11 protein-coding genes and 1 pseudogene are annotated in these 16,569 nt (G+C 39.8%); 2 read left to right on the top strand and 10 right to left on the bottom strand.

Translation table 11 applies throughout. The annotated features are described in order from the left end of the window. Nucleotides 1–79: 79 nt before the first annotated feature. From QZR76_RS09445 to QZR76_RS09425, 5 genes are all read right to left on the bottom strand, one after another. Entirely contained in the window at nt 80–1,735 is a 1,656-nt protein-coding gene (locus QZR76_RS09445; protein ID WP_294142556.1) for a PKD-like family lipoprotein, read from the bottom strand. A 12-nt stretch (nt 1,736–1,747) separates the two neighbouring features. After that, nucleotides 1,748–2,509, bottom strand: coding sequence for a DUF4843 domain-containing protein (locus QZR76_RS09440; RefSeq protein WP_294142554.1), 762 nt, complete (start codon nt 2,507–2,509; stop codon nt 1,748–1,750). Nucleotides 2,510–2,516: 7 nt separating this feature from the next. Further along, nucleotides 2,517–4,043 (bottom strand): RagB/SusD family nutrient uptake outer membrane protein, encoded by a 1,527-nt coding sequence (locus tag QZR76_RS09435; protein WP_294142551.1) that lies wholly within the window; start codon nt 4,041–4,043, stop codon nt 2,517–2,519. Nucleotides 4,044–4,055: 12 nt separating this feature from the next. Next, nucleotides 4,056–7,493, bottom strand: a complete 3,438-nt coding sequence (locus QZR76_RS09430; protein WP_294142549.1) for a SusC/RagA family TonB-linked outer membrane protein — start codon at nt 7,491–7,493, stop codon at nt 4,056–4,058. 114 nt (nt 7,494–7,607) lie between these two features. Beyond that, nucleotides 7,608–8,804: a FecR domain-containing protein gene (locus QZR76_RS09425; RefSeq protein ID WP_294142547.1), complete on the bottom strand. Its 1,197-nt coding sequence runs from the start codon at nt 8,802–8,804 to the stop codon at nt 7,608–7,610. A gap of 223 nt (nt 8,805–9,027) precedes the next feature. Between QZR76_RS09425 and QZR76_RS09420 the strand changes: the two are divergent. After that, nucleotides 9,028–9,232: pseudogene (locus QZR76_RS09420) on the top strand (KilA-N domain-containing protein); the annotation flags it as partial. Nucleotides 9,233–9,348: 116 nt separating this feature from the next. On the opposite strand, the gene QZR76_RS09415 reads toward QZR76_RS09420, so the two are convergent. Then, complete coding sequence (locus tag QZR76_RS09415) at nt 9,349–10,248, bottom strand: helix-turn-helix domain-containing protein (protein WP_294142598.1); 900 nt, start codon at nt 10,246–10,248, stop codon at nt 9,349–9,351. 252 nt (nt 10,249–10,500) lie between these two features. Here QZR76_RS09415 and QZR76_RS09410 point away from each other — a divergent pair, with 252 nt between their 5' ends. Beyond that, the gene (locus tag QZR76_RS09410; protein WP_294142597.1) at nt 10,501–11,610 is read left to right on the top strand and encodes an alpha/beta hydrolase; all 1,110 of its coding nucleotides are present in this window, start codon (nt 10,501–10,503) and stop codon (nt 11,608–11,610) included. Between the two features lie 145 nt (nt 11,611–11,755). On the opposite strand, the gene QZR76_RS09405 is transcribed toward QZR76_RS09410, so the two are convergent. The 4 genes from QZR76_RS09405 to QZR76_RS09390 form a co-directional block, all read right to left on the bottom strand. Then, nucleotides 11,756–12,307, bottom strand: a complete 552-nt coding sequence (locus QZR76_RS09405; RefSeq protein WP_294142545.1) for an RNA polymerase sigma-70 factor — start codon at nt 12,305–12,307, stop codon at nt 11,756–11,758. A 467-nt stretch (nt 12,308–12,774) separates the two neighbouring features. Next, nucleotides 12,775–14,355, bottom strand: a complete 1,581-nt coding sequence (locus QZR76_RS09400) for a PKD-like family lipoprotein (RefSeq protein ID WP_294142544.1) — start codon at nt 14,353–14,355, stop codon at nt 12,775–12,777. A gap of 20 nt (nt 14,356–14,375) precedes the next feature. Then, nucleotides 14,376–15,038, bottom strand: coding sequence for a DUF4843 domain-containing protein (locus tag QZR76_RS09395; RefSeq protein ID WP_294142541.1), 663 nt, complete (start codon nt 15,036–15,038; stop codon nt 14,376–14,378). A gap of 10 nt (nt 15,039–15,048) precedes the next feature. After that, nucleotides 15,049–16,563, bottom strand: a complete 1,515-nt coding sequence (locus QZR76_RS09390) for a RagB/SusD family nutrient uptake outer membrane protein (RefSeq protein WP_294142539.1) — start codon at nt 16,561–16,563, stop codon at nt 15,049–15,051. Nucleotides 16,564–16,569 lie beyond the last annotated feature (6 nt).

Raw genomic sequence — 16,569 nt, 5'->3', positions numbered from 1 at the left:
CCACACGAACAAACAACAAGAATAGATCGAAGGGAGTTTAACTCCCCTCGACTATTTATCGAAACACTAAAACAACATACTAATATAAACCACTAGATCCCGGCCTTGATCCGGATCCGAATTTATATTCCAAATCCACAATCTCCCCGAATCCGTCCTTATGATAAATTTCCAATAACTCTACCGTCTCTTCTCCTTTATCGTACTTTACTTCGTATACATAAATCTCACCGGATTTTAAAGCCACCGCCAAATGTGCATTATTTTTATCTGATTTATAATCCTTTACAGCAATATCTACAATTTCAGATCCGTAAACCGGTGCATTGAGTATCCGAACAAAACCTGCAACGCTTCTGACATAATCAAAGCCATGCAAGGTATTACCACTCGCAATCATCAATAGTTTTTTCCACGGTAATACGCTTGCAGCCTGATATCTATTCATAACAGAAGCATCCAAAAGACCGCTCTTACTTTTTGACACAATCATTTTCATCCCCGGCTTGTAACGATATCCATCAAATTCAAAGGTGTAATTATGCCAATAATAATCACTCCCTCTTTTTAAGATAGAAAGATAAATTCCTTTGTTACGCGGATAGTCTTCCCATGCATGAAAAATATATTCACCATCGATGTTTTTAAACAAAGATTCATCTGCACCCTTAAGGCTACCCAATTCCATGAAACTACCTGTATAATTTCCACCGGCAACAATTGTAAAATCACCTTCGTAATAATTTTTAACGCTACATTGGTCTACAATTCCGAAAAAGGTATTGTTTTCGTCGATTCCGATAACTGCAATATTCCCATAAGGAGAAGCTTTCCAATAAGGCAGCAATTGTTTTATTTTCTTTTTGTTGAATATCGGTTCCTTAAAGTAACGACCGGAATGCAAATCTGTAGCAACGGACATAGTCGCCTCATACACATAATTGTCACTACTTAACAACCATTTTCCTCCCCAGGAAAGAGCGGCATTCACGGGATCGAAGTTGGCGGGCACTCCATCAAAAAACTCATCTTTAGTCGAACCGATTACAGACAAATCATTTCCGTTTAACTCCACGGGACCACTGGCTTGAAGAACCATCACCTCATCCTGAAGATCAACATCATAAGCATACTCTTCATAAATAAAATTTTCAACTAATTTATACGGTTCCCGACCTAAATTGGGAACAACATTTATATTCTGTCCAATATAGACTACAGTATCCACACTCTTCTCCTTTCCGGTCTCAATATCCACTACAAATTTAGATTGCTTTTTAGAAAGAATCATCGAGAGCTGTGATTCTCCCGATCCGCCCTTCGACAGTACCATCCAGCCGTTTTTCCAGGGAGACACAACCGTTATGTCAACTCCATGACTAAATACCACCCCTGTTTTATTATCAGTTGCAGATAATATCAGTCTATATTCTCCAATCACAACTGCTTCATGCGTATAAAACAGTTGATCACAAACTTTCGTCAGTTTATTATCTTTCTCTATATACCAAGCATAAGTAGCGTCAGGATTTAACGTATCTATCGAAAAGCGTACTTTGGGTTCCAATGTTACGGACTCTCCCGGATAAAGCGTATAACTATCCTGAATGTTCTTCACACCCACATTCTGCCAATTGTCAAAATCGTTTATATCCTTATAATCATAATTGCTTTTATCGTCTAAACAACCGACAACCAAGAATGCAATCAATATCCATAATACATTATTTTTCATATTCTTGCCTTTTTAACCTACAACAGGAATTACTATTTTTTCGCCATTTTCATCTTTTAACGGTGTCAATCCGGCATCTTGATTAGCCTGATCATTATTAAAGGCCTCTACCCGGTACTTTAATCGTTGAGAATATTTTTTTAACACCATGCGGTCTTTTCCGTCAAAAACAATATCATCCTTAGCCAATTCTTCCAAAAACATGATATATTTCGTCTCCGAATAATCTCCGAGATAATAACTTTCCGCTACATTAAATGATGGACTTCCACCATATCCTCCATCCAACTCCGTCCACCATTTCGGACGTTCCAATTTGTCAGACACCTGAAATATAGCTCGTTGATACTTTACATCAGCAGCAACTTTCACATCCTCGCTTTCATCTATTTGCAATACAAAACGATAGGCATTCTCGGCTAACCGGGGATCATTCAGAAAAGTAATCGTTATTGTATCTAATTCCTGCCCGGCAGAAAACTCACATTTTTCTGGCAATTCATATAACTCGGTTGGCAATGTTGTCAACTTAGGATCAGCAGACACTCTAAATCCCCGGCTCTCAGTTAACCATTTTCCTCTGGTTCTTATTGGAATCTCTACTGAAACTCTATCTTCATTATAGGTCCTAAAGGATAATATAGTACTATCTACCGTCGCATCCGCTACAAAAGAAAGAAATACCCTATTATCGGAAAATTCTTCAATCCCTTTTCTATCACAGGAGGTCAACCCTCCTATCAATATTAACGCAAAAACAATAAAAGATCTCATAATTGTATTAATTAATATTAGTTTCACTATCCGGCAAAGGCACAACAAAATGTTCCTCTGAAGCCGTTATCGTTTTACCCGACTCTGTCGGAATATTTTTATTCAAACGCTTATACAGGTAAAAAGTCTGACCTTCACCTATCCAATCTCGACGCATATCATTAATTAACAAATGATTGAATGTTTCTGTAGTTGCATTCGACACGTCTATTATAGATTGATCCGTTTTTTTCAAACCCCGTCCCTCCTTTACATAATTCAAATAAGTTTTTGCCTTTGCCAATCCGGCAGCATCTTTTTTAGCTAAAATTTCAGCAGCCATATAATAGATCTCGCTCATTCGAATCAACGGAACCAATGTTTTACTGATCTCGATCTGCGTAGAACCGCCACTGGTAGGATCATCATATTTTTTCAGTCGATAATAAGAGTTGTAATTTTCCCAGTCATGTATCCAATTTGTATAACGACAATCATTAGAAATAAATGTTTCAAGATTATCATCATATGTTAAATCTTTCCCGAAATAATTATCTTCAATTTCGGATATACATAAGAAGGTAGCCTTGTCTTCATCCGTAATATCATTTATTTTTTGATTTAATTCCGGTAGATCGATCACGTACAAACCAAAAATCACGTCTCTGTACAATTTTGAACCACCGGAAGAGGTACTAAACGGAAAAGCACTGTTCTTGGCAACAAAAGTGATTATTTCATTCGCCTGCTCCAATGCCTCCGTCTCTTTCTGGGCATATAAATAAACCCGTGCCAATAAAGCTGTTGCGGCCCAATAATTCATATGATACCCCCTTCGGTAGAAAAAGATATTATCTCCCGTTCCGGACATCTCAAAAGTTACCGACGGAGTAAATGATTTAGCAGTATCAATCTGCCAAAGCAATTTTTTAGCTTGTTTCAAATCCTCTATAACCAATGTCAGACACTCATCCACTGTTTTTTTATTTGAAACATAAGACGGATACGTATTTATATAAGGAATAAATTTTCTACCTCCGGGTTGAGTTACAGGTGCCGAAGCAAACAAACGCAACATATCGAACTGCAAAAAAGCACGTAAACCCAAGGCTTCTCCCCAAATCATTGCTTTTTCCCGTTCTTTCAGGGGGAAAATATCCGGGTCGGTATTTTCTATATTCTTTATAAGATTATTGCAATTGGCCACGATATTATACGTCTCGTTCCACATGGATTCGAGCTCCGGCTTCAGATTCTCGTTATCCCAACTGTATTTGGCAGCTCCATATTCCATGGGTTTCATATTATTGGAACCATAAGTATAATCGTACACTTGCCCCAAGGCATCTACAATTCCCCAACTCATATTCATTCCATACAAATTCTTTGTTCCCATGGTATAATAAACACCATTCAGGGCATGACGAAAACCGTCGGCAGAATTAAAAAGATCCTCTTCATCAATTTCATCCTCCGGTTTCACGTTCAACCATTCGTTACATCCCGATATAAAGAATGGTAAAAACAATAAAAATAAAAATCTATATTTTTTCATATTACCTAAGTTCTAAAAAGTTGCACGTAAGGTAAAATTTATACTTCTTGCAAACGGATAGCTGGTTCCTCGTTCCTGTTTTACACTGGACAAACGGAAAATATCGTTCATTTGGAATTCCAGATTAAGCGTTCTTAAATAAATTTTCCGTAATAAATCTTGTTTAAAGTCATAACTCAACGTCAAGGTACTTAATGATAATACATTCTCATCCTGTACAAAACGGGAAGTAGGCAGAGTTACCGCATCTCTATTCTTAATATCTTTTAACGGAGCTATGTCTCCCGGTTTCTCCCAACGTTGAGTCAGTACGCGTTTGTCCACGTTACTGTTTTCGATATCCGCATTTTCCACACTATTGACTAAGGTTTCATTGTAAATCTGTTTTCCCCATTCATAAGAGAAAGAAGCAAATAAACTAAAGCCTTTATAAGTAGCATTTACCCCGAAAGCACCACTGGCAGTCGGCTCCGTATTTCCAAGTACAACTTGTTGTGATGCCTTCCATTGATTACTAACCTGACCGTTCCGATAGATATATAACTCTTTACCGGTTGTCGGATCGATACCCAAAGAACGGACACCGAAAATGGACGTCAAAGAAGCTCCTTCTTCATATTTCATCAACGGTTTGGCATATTCTTCCATTGTCTTATCCCACCAGAGAACTTGCTCTTGACTCTCTTCCGCATCGGCATAATAATCGTCTACCTGACCGTTATACTGTTTTAAAGCATCGGAAATCTTTAAAATTTTATTTTTGTTATGGCTCATATTCCCCCACAATGCCACGTACAAACCGTTATTACTTTTTACAACATCAAATTGAGTTCTGATTTCAAAACCTTCATTCAAAGTCTCTCCCATATTACTTTTATACGAAGAGAATCCGGAAGAACCGGGTAGAGTAACATCCGTAATTAAATCTACCGTCTTATCCCTGTAATAATCAAAATTCAAAGCGATACGCTCATTCCAAAAGCCTAAGTCCGTACCAATATTCATCTTATTCGTTGTCTCCCATTTCAAATCTTTGTTTCCCAAAGCCCGTAAGCCAACTCCGAACCCGGCTATATACCAACGATCAAAAGTCTTGTAAATCGTTTTTGCATTGTAAGGGGCAAAGTTGGTTTTTCCGGTCTGACCGTAAGAACCTCTTAATTTTAAACGGGTTATTACTTCACTATCCTTTAAAAAACTGTAATTATGCACATTGATTCCCAAACCTCCGGACCAAAAAGGCGCCCATTTCTGATCCAACCCGAATTCGGATGAACCGTCAAACCGGACAGAAAGGTCTGCCAAATAAATATCATTCCAGGTATAGTTGGCTAACAAAAGAAAACCGACCAATCGAGTTAGATTCTCAGATTTCGAGGGTTTATTATAAACTTCTGCAGCAAAATTAGGAGAGTGATACTTTCCGGACGGAAATCCCCGATAATGAGACGAAGTGCTCTCTGTTTTCGTGTTCGTCGCATTCATCACCAAAGAAGCATTCAAGGCATGTGCATTTCCAAACACTCTTGTGTAATAAACACCCACCTGTGCATCCCATTTGGTTTCTTCTCCTTTATCGATATAAAGGTCTCCCATATATTCCGTTGAAGATATTTTTGAAGATTTAGGATCAACAAAACGTTCATTTTTAGATATGGATTTCGTTATGGCAAACTGTCCTTTTAATTGAAAATGATCCGTCACGTAAATCTGAGCCATCATACGTTCGATAAAAGTATCCGATTTATCGTACTGGAAATTATTCAATAATGCCTCGTACAAAGGATTATTCTTTCCTACATTATCACTCTTTTTAGAAAATTCCAACTCCCGAATAAGGTTACCTTGTTTGTCATAAGGACGGTCATACGGTTGTAAATGAGCATAATCGCTAAAATCACCATAAGGAGATTCGGTAGCATCCGTATAACTGTATTCTATATAATTTACCACCTGCAACCATTTCCCTATCCGGTAATCGATGTGAAAACCTAAATCCAAATTATCCCGGTAGGAATCTTTCATCACACCATTATCGTTTTTATAACTGACATCAAGACCATATCGTAAATCATTGTTACCCCCTTCAACAGATAAGGAGTGTTTATGTTTGAAAGCATTCCGTAAAGGCAAAGAGAGCCAATCCGTAGTAACCCCCTCTTTTACACGCACCAAACGTCTATTATATTCATTTAAAGCCGACGTCCAACCTCCCCCACCTCCGAAAGCAACATTCGGATCATACAATCCTGATTTTCTTTCGATTTCCAACTTCTCAGCAGCATTTGCCAAATTATAATCGGAAAGGTCGGGCATTGAAAGTTCTCCGGTCAAACTGTACGTAATGACCACTTCTCCCGGCTTTGGGGCTACCGTCGTAATCACCACAACACCGTTTGCCGCCCGGGATCCGTACATGGCTGTAGCCGAAGCATCCTTTAGAATTTGTATATTCTCTATCCGCATCGGGTCCATATCGTACACCTTCTGAACACTTACCTCGAATCCATCCATAATAAATACCGGAAGATTCGGATTGTTTTTTAACGAAGATTTGGACAGAGCATCCTTATCCAGATCCTTCACCCCGATACCGGAACGGCCTCTAATATACATTTCCGGAACAGCGTTCGGATCCGACCCCCATTTATTATTTTGTTGTATCCGAAAAGAGGGATCGAAAGTCGACAATGCCTTTATCACACTCGTTTTCGAAACCTTCAACAAATCTTCTCTCTTAATAGAAACCGAACTACCCGTAAAGCTTTCCTTCTTAATATTAGCGTATCCGGTAACCACCACCTCTTCCACCTCTTTTACCTCTTCCTTCATCGTGATAACCAACTCTTTCTCATCGTCTTTCGGGTCCTTGCTCAGGCGATGTTCTACTTTTTCCATTCCGATAAAAGTGAAGACAAGAATGGTCGTGTCCTGTTTGGGTATTTCAATGGTAAATTTTCCATTAATATCCGTTGATACACCCAAGGTCGTACCTTTGATCACCACCGTTACGCCGGGTAAAGGTATTTTTTGAGTATCAATGACCTTTCCTTTGATTACTCTTTTCTTTTCCTCTTTTTTCTCGTCTTTTACAGGAGTAATGATCACTACCTCGTTCTGGATTTCATAAGAAAGGGAAGTTCCTTTTAACAGCTGATTTAAAACTTCTTCTAAAGCTGCATTTTTTACGTTAAGGTCTCTTTTTCCATATTTTAGGACCTCTTCTACCTGGTACAAGAAACGATAGCTCGTCTCTTTACTCATGCTTGTAATGATTTCATCAATTGTGGCATTTTTCATGTTCATGGTCAATTTTACAACTTGCCGGGCAGCATTGGCCTGCAAAAAGAAAATCGACATAAACAGAAGAAGAACGCAGCGTTTAAAAATAAATCGCATTTTTAGCAATCTTTGATTCTCATCAAAGACCCCGATTCCGTTTTTTTTCATACTTTTACATGCTTAATGATTAATAATCGATTTGTTAATCGTTATCTAAACTCAATTTACAAGCAGAAGATAGGACCAATATCTTCTGCTTTTTTATTTAACACTCAAATTCTATTACATTCTTTTACGCACCACCACGTTGTTTTTGTTGATCTCAAAAGAGATCTTTGCCGATTTCTCTAACATTTTCAAGGCTTCCGGAAAATCTTCATAACGCTCCAGTTCCCCGGAGAAATGATAGTCTCTCACCTCCTCGTTCACGTAGAAAACATGAATATCATACCATCTGCTCAACCGGGTCATAATCGATTCCAACGTCTCGTTTTTCATGACAAAGCGCCCGTCTTTCCAAGCAGAATAAGCATCGGCATCCACTTCCCGCGAAGAGAGTTCCCCACTTTTTTTATTGTAAACAGCTTGCTGATTCGGGTGCAATTCGATAGACTGATCACCCGAAACCACCCGAACCGCACCCTCGTTTAGGGTCGCCTCGATGTCCTCCTCGTCGGTATAAGCCTGCACGTTAAATTCCGTTCCTAAAACCTCTATTTGTAATTTACCCGGTGTATTGACAACAAAAGGATGTTTCTTGTCTTTCGCCACCATAAAAAATGCTTCTCCCGTTAAAAACACTTCTCGTTTTCCCTCTCCGAATTGCTCCGGGAAACGAATCTCCGAATCAGAGTTTAAATACACCCGGGTATTATCGGACAGGGTCAGGTTATATTCTCCCCCCCGCGGAATACGAATCGTGGAATAACGAATCTCCTGCGCTACCGTATCCTGTTTCCCTCCTTGCAAGGCCACACTCTTTCCATTGTTTAAAGCCACGACGCCGTTATTTAAAACGATCTGTTGAACACTACTATCCTGCAATTCGATCTGTTTCCCCTCGGACGTAATTAAAATCGCCTTGGATGTTCCTACCTGAATACCGGCAAATTCGGCAGGCGGAACAACCTGTTCCCGTTGTTGAAAAAACCACATACCGACCCCGACCAGCAAAGCTATCGAAGCGGCAATTCCGATTCCCCAACCTAACCTCCGGTTTCTCTTTTTGTAAGGAAATATCTGTTTTTCAACCGCTTTCCATTCTTTTTCAATATCTAAGCCTTCCACGTATTTATCCCGCTCCGATTTATTACCCGAATCCATAATCCGGTCATACAATCTCCGGTTATCCGGATCTTCAGCCAGCCAACGCTCCAGCTTCTCCTCCTCCCCGGGGGAAAGCCCGTGGACAAACTGTTTGGCAATCAAACGGGATATTTTATAATCTTTCGGTTCTAACATAAATCTTCTCTCCTTCATTTACAGAACGACAAACAAAATCAAAAGGATGACTCGAACCTCAAATTATTTTGCTTTTTAACATTTCAAATAGCACTTTTGCCCCGTTCCTAAGTGCTACCTAAGTGCTAAAGAAAAGTTGTCTTCTGGCCATGAATAGAATAGGGCAAAGTGCTATCTACCGAACGAACGTAAACAGGCGAGCACTATTTATGTAAACGAAGCTGATATATTAATGTGACACGAACAAAATTCTGAATTAATAAGGAAATATCCGTGACTATACTTCTATTAACGAATTGATATGTCTTTCTAATATGGGAAATCTCAATACGGTATTTATAGAGCAAAGGATTCCGCAGGGGGAACGGTTTATAAAATTCAATTATAGTGCCATTCAACAGATGAGAGTATTAGAAAATACTGACGAAAAAAAACTTTGGAAATAGAGTATATTTAGAAATTATCGGTAAAAGAAAGAAAATAGCACTTTTGCCCCGTCCCCAAGTGCTATAGTTTGTTTTTTTACGGGATGGCGAAAACGGAGTCTGTCGTCACCGAGGTATCAATTCGCCCGTCTGTATTCGTTAGGCGTTATGCCTGCATATCTTTTAAAAAACCGTACGAAATGCTGCGGATATTGGAAACCCAACGCATAAGCGACTTGGGTAATCGATTTGCTATAATCAAACAAGATTTCCTTCGCTACGTCCAACATTCTCAATTGTATATATTCTTTTGCCGTTTTCCCTGTTTCCTTTTTGATCAAATCACCGAAATAATTGGGCGAGAGACAAATCTTGTCCGCAAAATATTGAACGGACGGCACACCTTTTTCCGAAGCAATCCCCGTACTCAAATAGTCATCAAGAAGTCTCTCGAAGCGAGCCAACACGTCGAGATTCATATCCTGCCTCGTGATAAACTGCCGTTCATAAAATCGTAGACAATAATCCAGCAATAATTCTATATTCGTGCAAATCAGTCCTCTGGTATGTTTATCTATGGCATGTTGCAATTCCGTTTTTATTATAGACATACAGTTGATAACGATCGTTCGCTCCTCTTTCGAGAGGTGTAGTGCCTCATTAGACTCGTAGGCAAAAAACGAATATTTTTTAATTTTCTGCCCCAATGAAGTACCGCGAATGAAATCAGGATGGAACAGCAAGCCTTTGGCTTTAGTCGGGATTCCCTCGATCGTGGAATAACCGACAGTTTGTCCCGGAGCAATGCTGACTATTGTCCAATCGTCGAAATCATATTTGGTCTTTCCATAGTTTATCGTACAGGCTACCGTCTCTTTCAAAAAGATCGAATAGAAACCGACCGTCATGCGATACGGTTTCTGACTCTCCACCGTGTCGAAATCGACGAAGTTGACTTGAGGATGTCGAGTCTCGAAATCGAACAGGTTATTGTATTGTTCGATTGTATCTACTTTCAATATAGGGGATTCATTCATATCCATAGCGACGACTTTTATTCAGAACAAAGATAGTGTTTTTATCGTACCCGAGCCGGGATCACAATCGAAAACGGTAATCGGGGTAAATCTTTCCGTATATTCCGTGATTCAGGTAATATCGTTGAACATCAAACAATAGTAAAAATTGCAAAATCCGTAAATAAGGTAAATCGAACCTTGTTTTTGGTATGATACGATATATGGCTATTCCGTATTTTTGTATTAAAACAATAAGATATGAAGAGCAATATGAAACGAATTTTATTTTTAACGGTATTGACAATTACAGCCTTATGCGTCCCATGTCACGGAAAAGGCAGAGAACGGACAACAAAATCGATAAAGAGAGTCGAAGCAAACGAAAATCATTTTAAAGCCGATACGAATATGAAGGAGAATTTGAATTTATCTCAAAAGTGGGACAAAGTATTCCCGCAAAGCGACAAAGTAAATCACAGCAAAGTAACTTTCCGTAACCGCTACGGCATCACGCTCGCAGCCGATCTGTATATACCGAAAAAAGCAAAGGGGAAATTACCGGCCATAGCCGTTTGCGGGCCGTTCGGAGCCGTAAAAGAACAATCATCCGGCCTGTATGCGCAAACTATGGCCGAACGCGGATTTTTAACCATAGCCTTCGACCCATCGTTCACAGGCGAGAGCAGCGGCGAACCCCGATACGTGGCGTCGCCGGACATCAACACGGAAGACTTTTGTGCGGCAGTCGATTTCCTCTCGACACGCAACGATGTCGATCCAGAACGAATCGGCATTATCGGTATTTGCGGCTGGGGAGGGATGGCGATCAACGCAGCCGCTATCGACACTCGCATCAAAGCAACGGTAGCCTCGACGATGTACGATATGAGCCGTGTAAACGCTAACGGTTATTTCGATGCAACGGATGCAGATACTCGCCACGAACTACGTAAGCAACTTAACGCACAACGGACTGCAGATTACCGGAACGGCACTTATGCACTTGCTGGCGGCGTGATCGATCCGTTGCCTGAAGCTGCTCCGCAATTCGTGAAAGACTATCATGCTTATTACAAGACCGAACGCGGTTATCATCCCCGCTCGCTAAACTCCAATTGCGGCTGGAACAAAACATCGGCCCTGTCATTTATCAACATGCCTATCCTTTCTTACAGCGATGAAATCCGTAGTGCCGTACTCTTGATACACGGAGAAAAAGCCCATTCTCGTTATTTCAGCGAGGACGCTTTCAAAAAGCTGAAAGGCGACAACAAGAAGTTAACGATCATACCCGGTGCAAATCACACGGATTTATACGACCGTACGGATACAATACCCTTCGATCAGTTGGAAACATTCTTCAACAATTACCTGAAATGATATACACATAAAAAAGCGATGATTACCTACGCGTAAATTTTTCCGGCTTCATTTGTCCGACACGATTCGACAGATGAAGCCGGTCATCCATCCGTAACCCACCACCCAAAACAAAAAAAATAATACGACAAGAAAACCGAAGAGCTTAAATCCCTAACAAAACCAGAAGAATATAGAAATAATCTTTTAAAGAGATTTTTAAAGATTCTAACGAACGATACTTTAACGTTTTAACGGTATTCACGGATATTCCTAAAATATCCGCAATCTCTTTATTTTGTTTTCCCTCCAAAGAGAGTTTAATGATACGGGCACTTTGCGGAGGCAATGCTTCTATGGCCTGAGAAATAATTCGATAAGACTCCTCCTCTATTAATAAGTCCCTAAAAAAAACCTCATTATTAACGACCTCCGAATCCATGTAGTCAACCATATCTTTTTGCGATTTCAAATAATCAAAACAACGATTACGTACCAATACATACAAAAAGATTTCCACGTTAGGGATCGTGTCGTACTCTTCCCGCTTCTCCCACAGTTTGATAAATACCTCCTGGGCAATATCTTTCGCCGTATCCCCATCTCCGATATAACGCTTGGCGACGGTACACATCGACGCATAATATTGCTGAAACAAAGTCTTATAGGCTCTCATATCACCTCGCTTTATCGCATCAAAAGAGACTTTATCTACCATAGTATACAAAAGCTATCCTATTCATTTCCAACACGAAAAAATGATCGTTTATTAAAACCCAAAAAAATCTTGAGACAAAATCACCCCGTCAAAGATAATATCTTTATCTTGTTATTCACCATCAGCACGTTAAAAAGATTCAAACCCATCCATTTTTTACAAATTTCACTCCATTTTAGCAGTATCAATAAACGATCCTTTATTGATCTTCACTCCTGCAAAAGCATTAGAAAAACAGTATTTTTCTTCCTTTATATGTAGAAAGGAGATCGTTGTAGATCTCCTTCTGTCATTCATTTTTTCATGAATCCCTCAATCGGAATACATGAATCTTTTCATATGTTTTTCTACTTTGTTAAATGTATTATGAAAGCAAGATTTTATGGATTTACTCCTAAAAAAGGGGGTAATTACCATAAAACACTCTTGCTTTCGATCACCACTTTGATTTATTTACCGCAGAGAGATTAATCCGCATTATTAGCATTCGTTCTATAATTATACACGTTATAATTCGGGTATTTATAATCTATATCTATTACTTTCCCGAAACCCGACTTCTCGTATATACGCTCTCCGGAATACAGCTTATCGTTTTCAATATTCAACGTGGCAAAGACTCCGTCATCCAATACCACACCCAATTCCGATTCTTGCGGATTAGAGCTCATAGCCACAACCGAAGCGTTCTCATTCGCAAAAGTATAGAACGGATAACTCTCTCCCGTGGTAAGATCATACCAATATACAATGTTTTTTTCCGCAAAGAACATGTATCCCCGGGTCTTTAGCGTGTAATATTTCGTGTTTTCGGAAATATATTTTTTACCCGAAAAATCCCGTAATGTCACATCGATGATAGAGACCGATGAAGCATTATAATAAGAAGGAGAAGATTTTGCCGTAAATGTTTGAGCTTTTACGACGTCTCCTTTTTTAAAGATAGCCACAAAACGAGGTTGCCCGTAAGCAGAACCTCCCGTGTGCGTACCGCAGAATACCAATTCCCACCCATCCAAATCAGTCAGATCAATATATTCCGATGCGGATGTTTGCATCACGGAAGGAATCACCACGTCGACACTCGCACTATAAGCAACCCCCGCCCATAAGAAACGACTGTTCTCCGCATCATATAATCCACAAATATAATCGTACATAGGCCGGGTAGGAATCACACGGTCGATATGCAATTCTTCTCCTTTGTATTTAGAGGGAATATTTGTAAAATCGCGGGTATAAAGAGCTTGATACATACCTTGAACGTTCATGAAATTTCGCACGTACATTTTTCCCGTCTTATCCAACACGATATCCACGTTCGTTCCGTTAAAGAAATCCTTTACCTCCAATTGGTCCGGTATTCCTCCTACAAATTCATCGTCCAGTAATACCTCTTTTTTATATGAATTCCCGTTCAAATAAAGAGGACTATTCTTTTGTAATACCATGATGGCTCCGTCATACCACGTTAACATCTGCCTTAATCCGACAGGCAAGGTGCCTAAAGGTTGTTCCGGAAAGATTTTTTCGTATAAATCCACCATCGGAGTGTATATTCTCTTTTTCCCCTCTTCCGTTTCTTCATACCCCGGCCGAACAAACGAAAGTGTCGTACGATCGTTGTCCTGCCCCAGGATCATCCATCCTTTCCCGTAAGAACTCTGCACGTTTAAAGCTAAAATATCCGAGGTCGTCACGACTCCCGTTCTCTGTTCTTTTACACATAACCTTACCCAAACCTCTCCCGTTTCCTGCGGATTAAAATTTAAAGTCCTGGTCTTACAAATCGTGTCATAAGCACCTCCGGCAGCACTGCTTCCGGTATATTCCCACCAATACTCGAACCCGACAGAATCCGATACATTGGTAAAGGTTATGTCCGGATCATAACAGTAAATTTCTCCCAGATAAGCAATTTTCGAAACAGGATTAAGGGCTATCGTTACCCCATTCGAACGAATATAATCATAATTCCCTTTGTCGTCATAACAAGCCTGGACGATAAACAAACAGGCAAGCATATATCGTATAATCTTTGCATTCATAATTTCTTTTATTAAAGTTATCATCCTTTTACCGGAACATAAATATCTGTCCGTCCCTCCTCCTGTAACCAATATTTAAACATCAAAGAATAATACCGCAACATCCCTTCATCCGCTCCCGTCAAATCATATTGTTTCGTAGCACGAATAAATAAATCATATTTCTCATCGGTATAAGTTCCTAAATAATACCAGTTTACTATATCATCCCACCATTTCGGTTGTGATAATTTATCATTTACCCGTAGCACGGCAATCAATTTATTCTCTTCTCCCTGTTTAAAAGATGCGTTCTCTTCAATCCGTAACACAATCTGTAAATTACCTGCCTTCATCTCTTCACGGCGCATCAACTTCACCAGACAGGTATCCCGGTAAGCTCCGACCTTAAAGGTTAATTTCTCCGGAATCGTGAAATGTTTTCCTTCCTCGGCTGTCGTGTTTTCCTTATCCACCACAACACGATAAGAGGTCTCCGTCCGGCATGCCGACCCCGACATTTCCACCACTACCGGGAATTCGTAATCATTCAGTTCCGGATAAAAAGAGAAAGAAAAAGTACTCGTGTCTTTTAACGTTTTCGTGAATTGAATATAATTATCTCCATTATAAATCATCATTTCATTCTTTTGGCAGCTCAAGAAAAGAAGCAGGCCAATTCCCCATATATATAACTTTTTCATCATCATTAAATTAAAGGTTCGTATATGCCGTTTCACTGTAGGGAGCAGGTAAAACCCATTTACCCGTCATATCTATTCCGGAAGAACCATCATACACAGGTTCATCCAATCGTTTATACAAAAAGAACGTTTGCCCTTCCGTCATAAAATCTTTAACCATCTCTTTCCGCAAGATCGTCAAAAAATCGTCTTTCGTCATCCCGAGAGGTAACGGATTGATTGCACCCCGTGCAGTCCTTACCGTTTGCAATAAATCGGTGGCTTCGTCCACCTTTCCCTCTTCTGCCAGACACTCGCACATAATGTAATACACCTCGCTCATCCGAATCACCGGGGCAATAGGTCCCTGATAAGTAGCGACATCCTGTGCCTCCGAATAGGTTAAATCTGCCGGTTTCGACCAACGAGTGGAAAGATAGGTCCAGACCTCCTCCCAATCATCCCAACTGCCACTAATCAATTTAGTCTTCCGGAAATCATTGGCATCGGAACGATACAAATCGTCGATATTTTTTAAGAAGAAATTAATCTCCGTAGATTGTGAATTCAACTCATCCTTATAAATATCATACATCTTTTCGTTATAAGCAGCCATCAAAATATCATCATACATTTTTTGCGGCCACCCGTTTTTGTCCCACAATTCGAAAGCCGAGGCAGGAGTAAACTGAAAATAGGTTTTCCGGGTTGAATATTGATACACCTCATGAGCATAACGATAAGCATTTATCTTGTCCCCTTTGTATAAATACGCTCTTGCCAACAGAGCCGTCGCCGCAAAATAATTCATGCGTCCACCCCGGTTCGAGAAGAAAAATCCTCCTTTTACGGAAGCAAAAACAGTATGAAAACGGACTTTTACATTATGAATGGCCTCTACGTTATATAATGTATCGTTATAGCTTAACATATCCCGAGCTCTCTTCAAATCCGAAATGATACTATCCATCACGGCCGTTACCGAAAGATGTTTCGGCTGATGCTCCGGATAAACGGTCACGTAAGGGATATATAACTTACCGTCATCCTCTTTGAAAGAGGGGGCATAAAGACGTAATAAATCGAAATGCAACAAAGCCCGCATCCCGATAGCTTCCCCCATGATCACATCTTTTTCAACCTTACCCTCCGGAAAAAAATCATCCTTCTTATCTCTTCCCTGTATCAACAAATTATTACAATTGGAAATTAACTTGTATCCTTGTTCCCATATTTCCTCCACGTATTTTTTACCGCTCACGGCCTCGTAATCATTGAGGAAATCCCGGTACGAATAAGGCAACGTATTTTTTTCATAATTATTTCCCAATACACTGGCGGCACCCCAGGTCAAATTACGAGCGTATAGCTCTTTTGTTCCCAACAAACGATAAATACCGTTCAAACTGGAACGAAATCCCTCGTAACTCTCGAATAGTTCTTCCTGGACCACCTTCGTATCGGCATTGATGTCCAACCAATCGTTACAAGAGGATAATCCTCCCACAACAAAGAAAAACACTATTATGTATCGATATATTTTCATAACCTT

This window comes from uncultured Sanguibacteroides sp. (assembly GCF_900543425.1).
GTDB lineage: Bacteria > Bacteroidota > Bacteroidia > Bacteroidales > Marinifilaceae > Gabonibacter.
The sequence above is the reverse complement of the archived record's forward strand: the minus strand, read 5'-3'. Positions and strand labels throughout refer to the sequence as shown.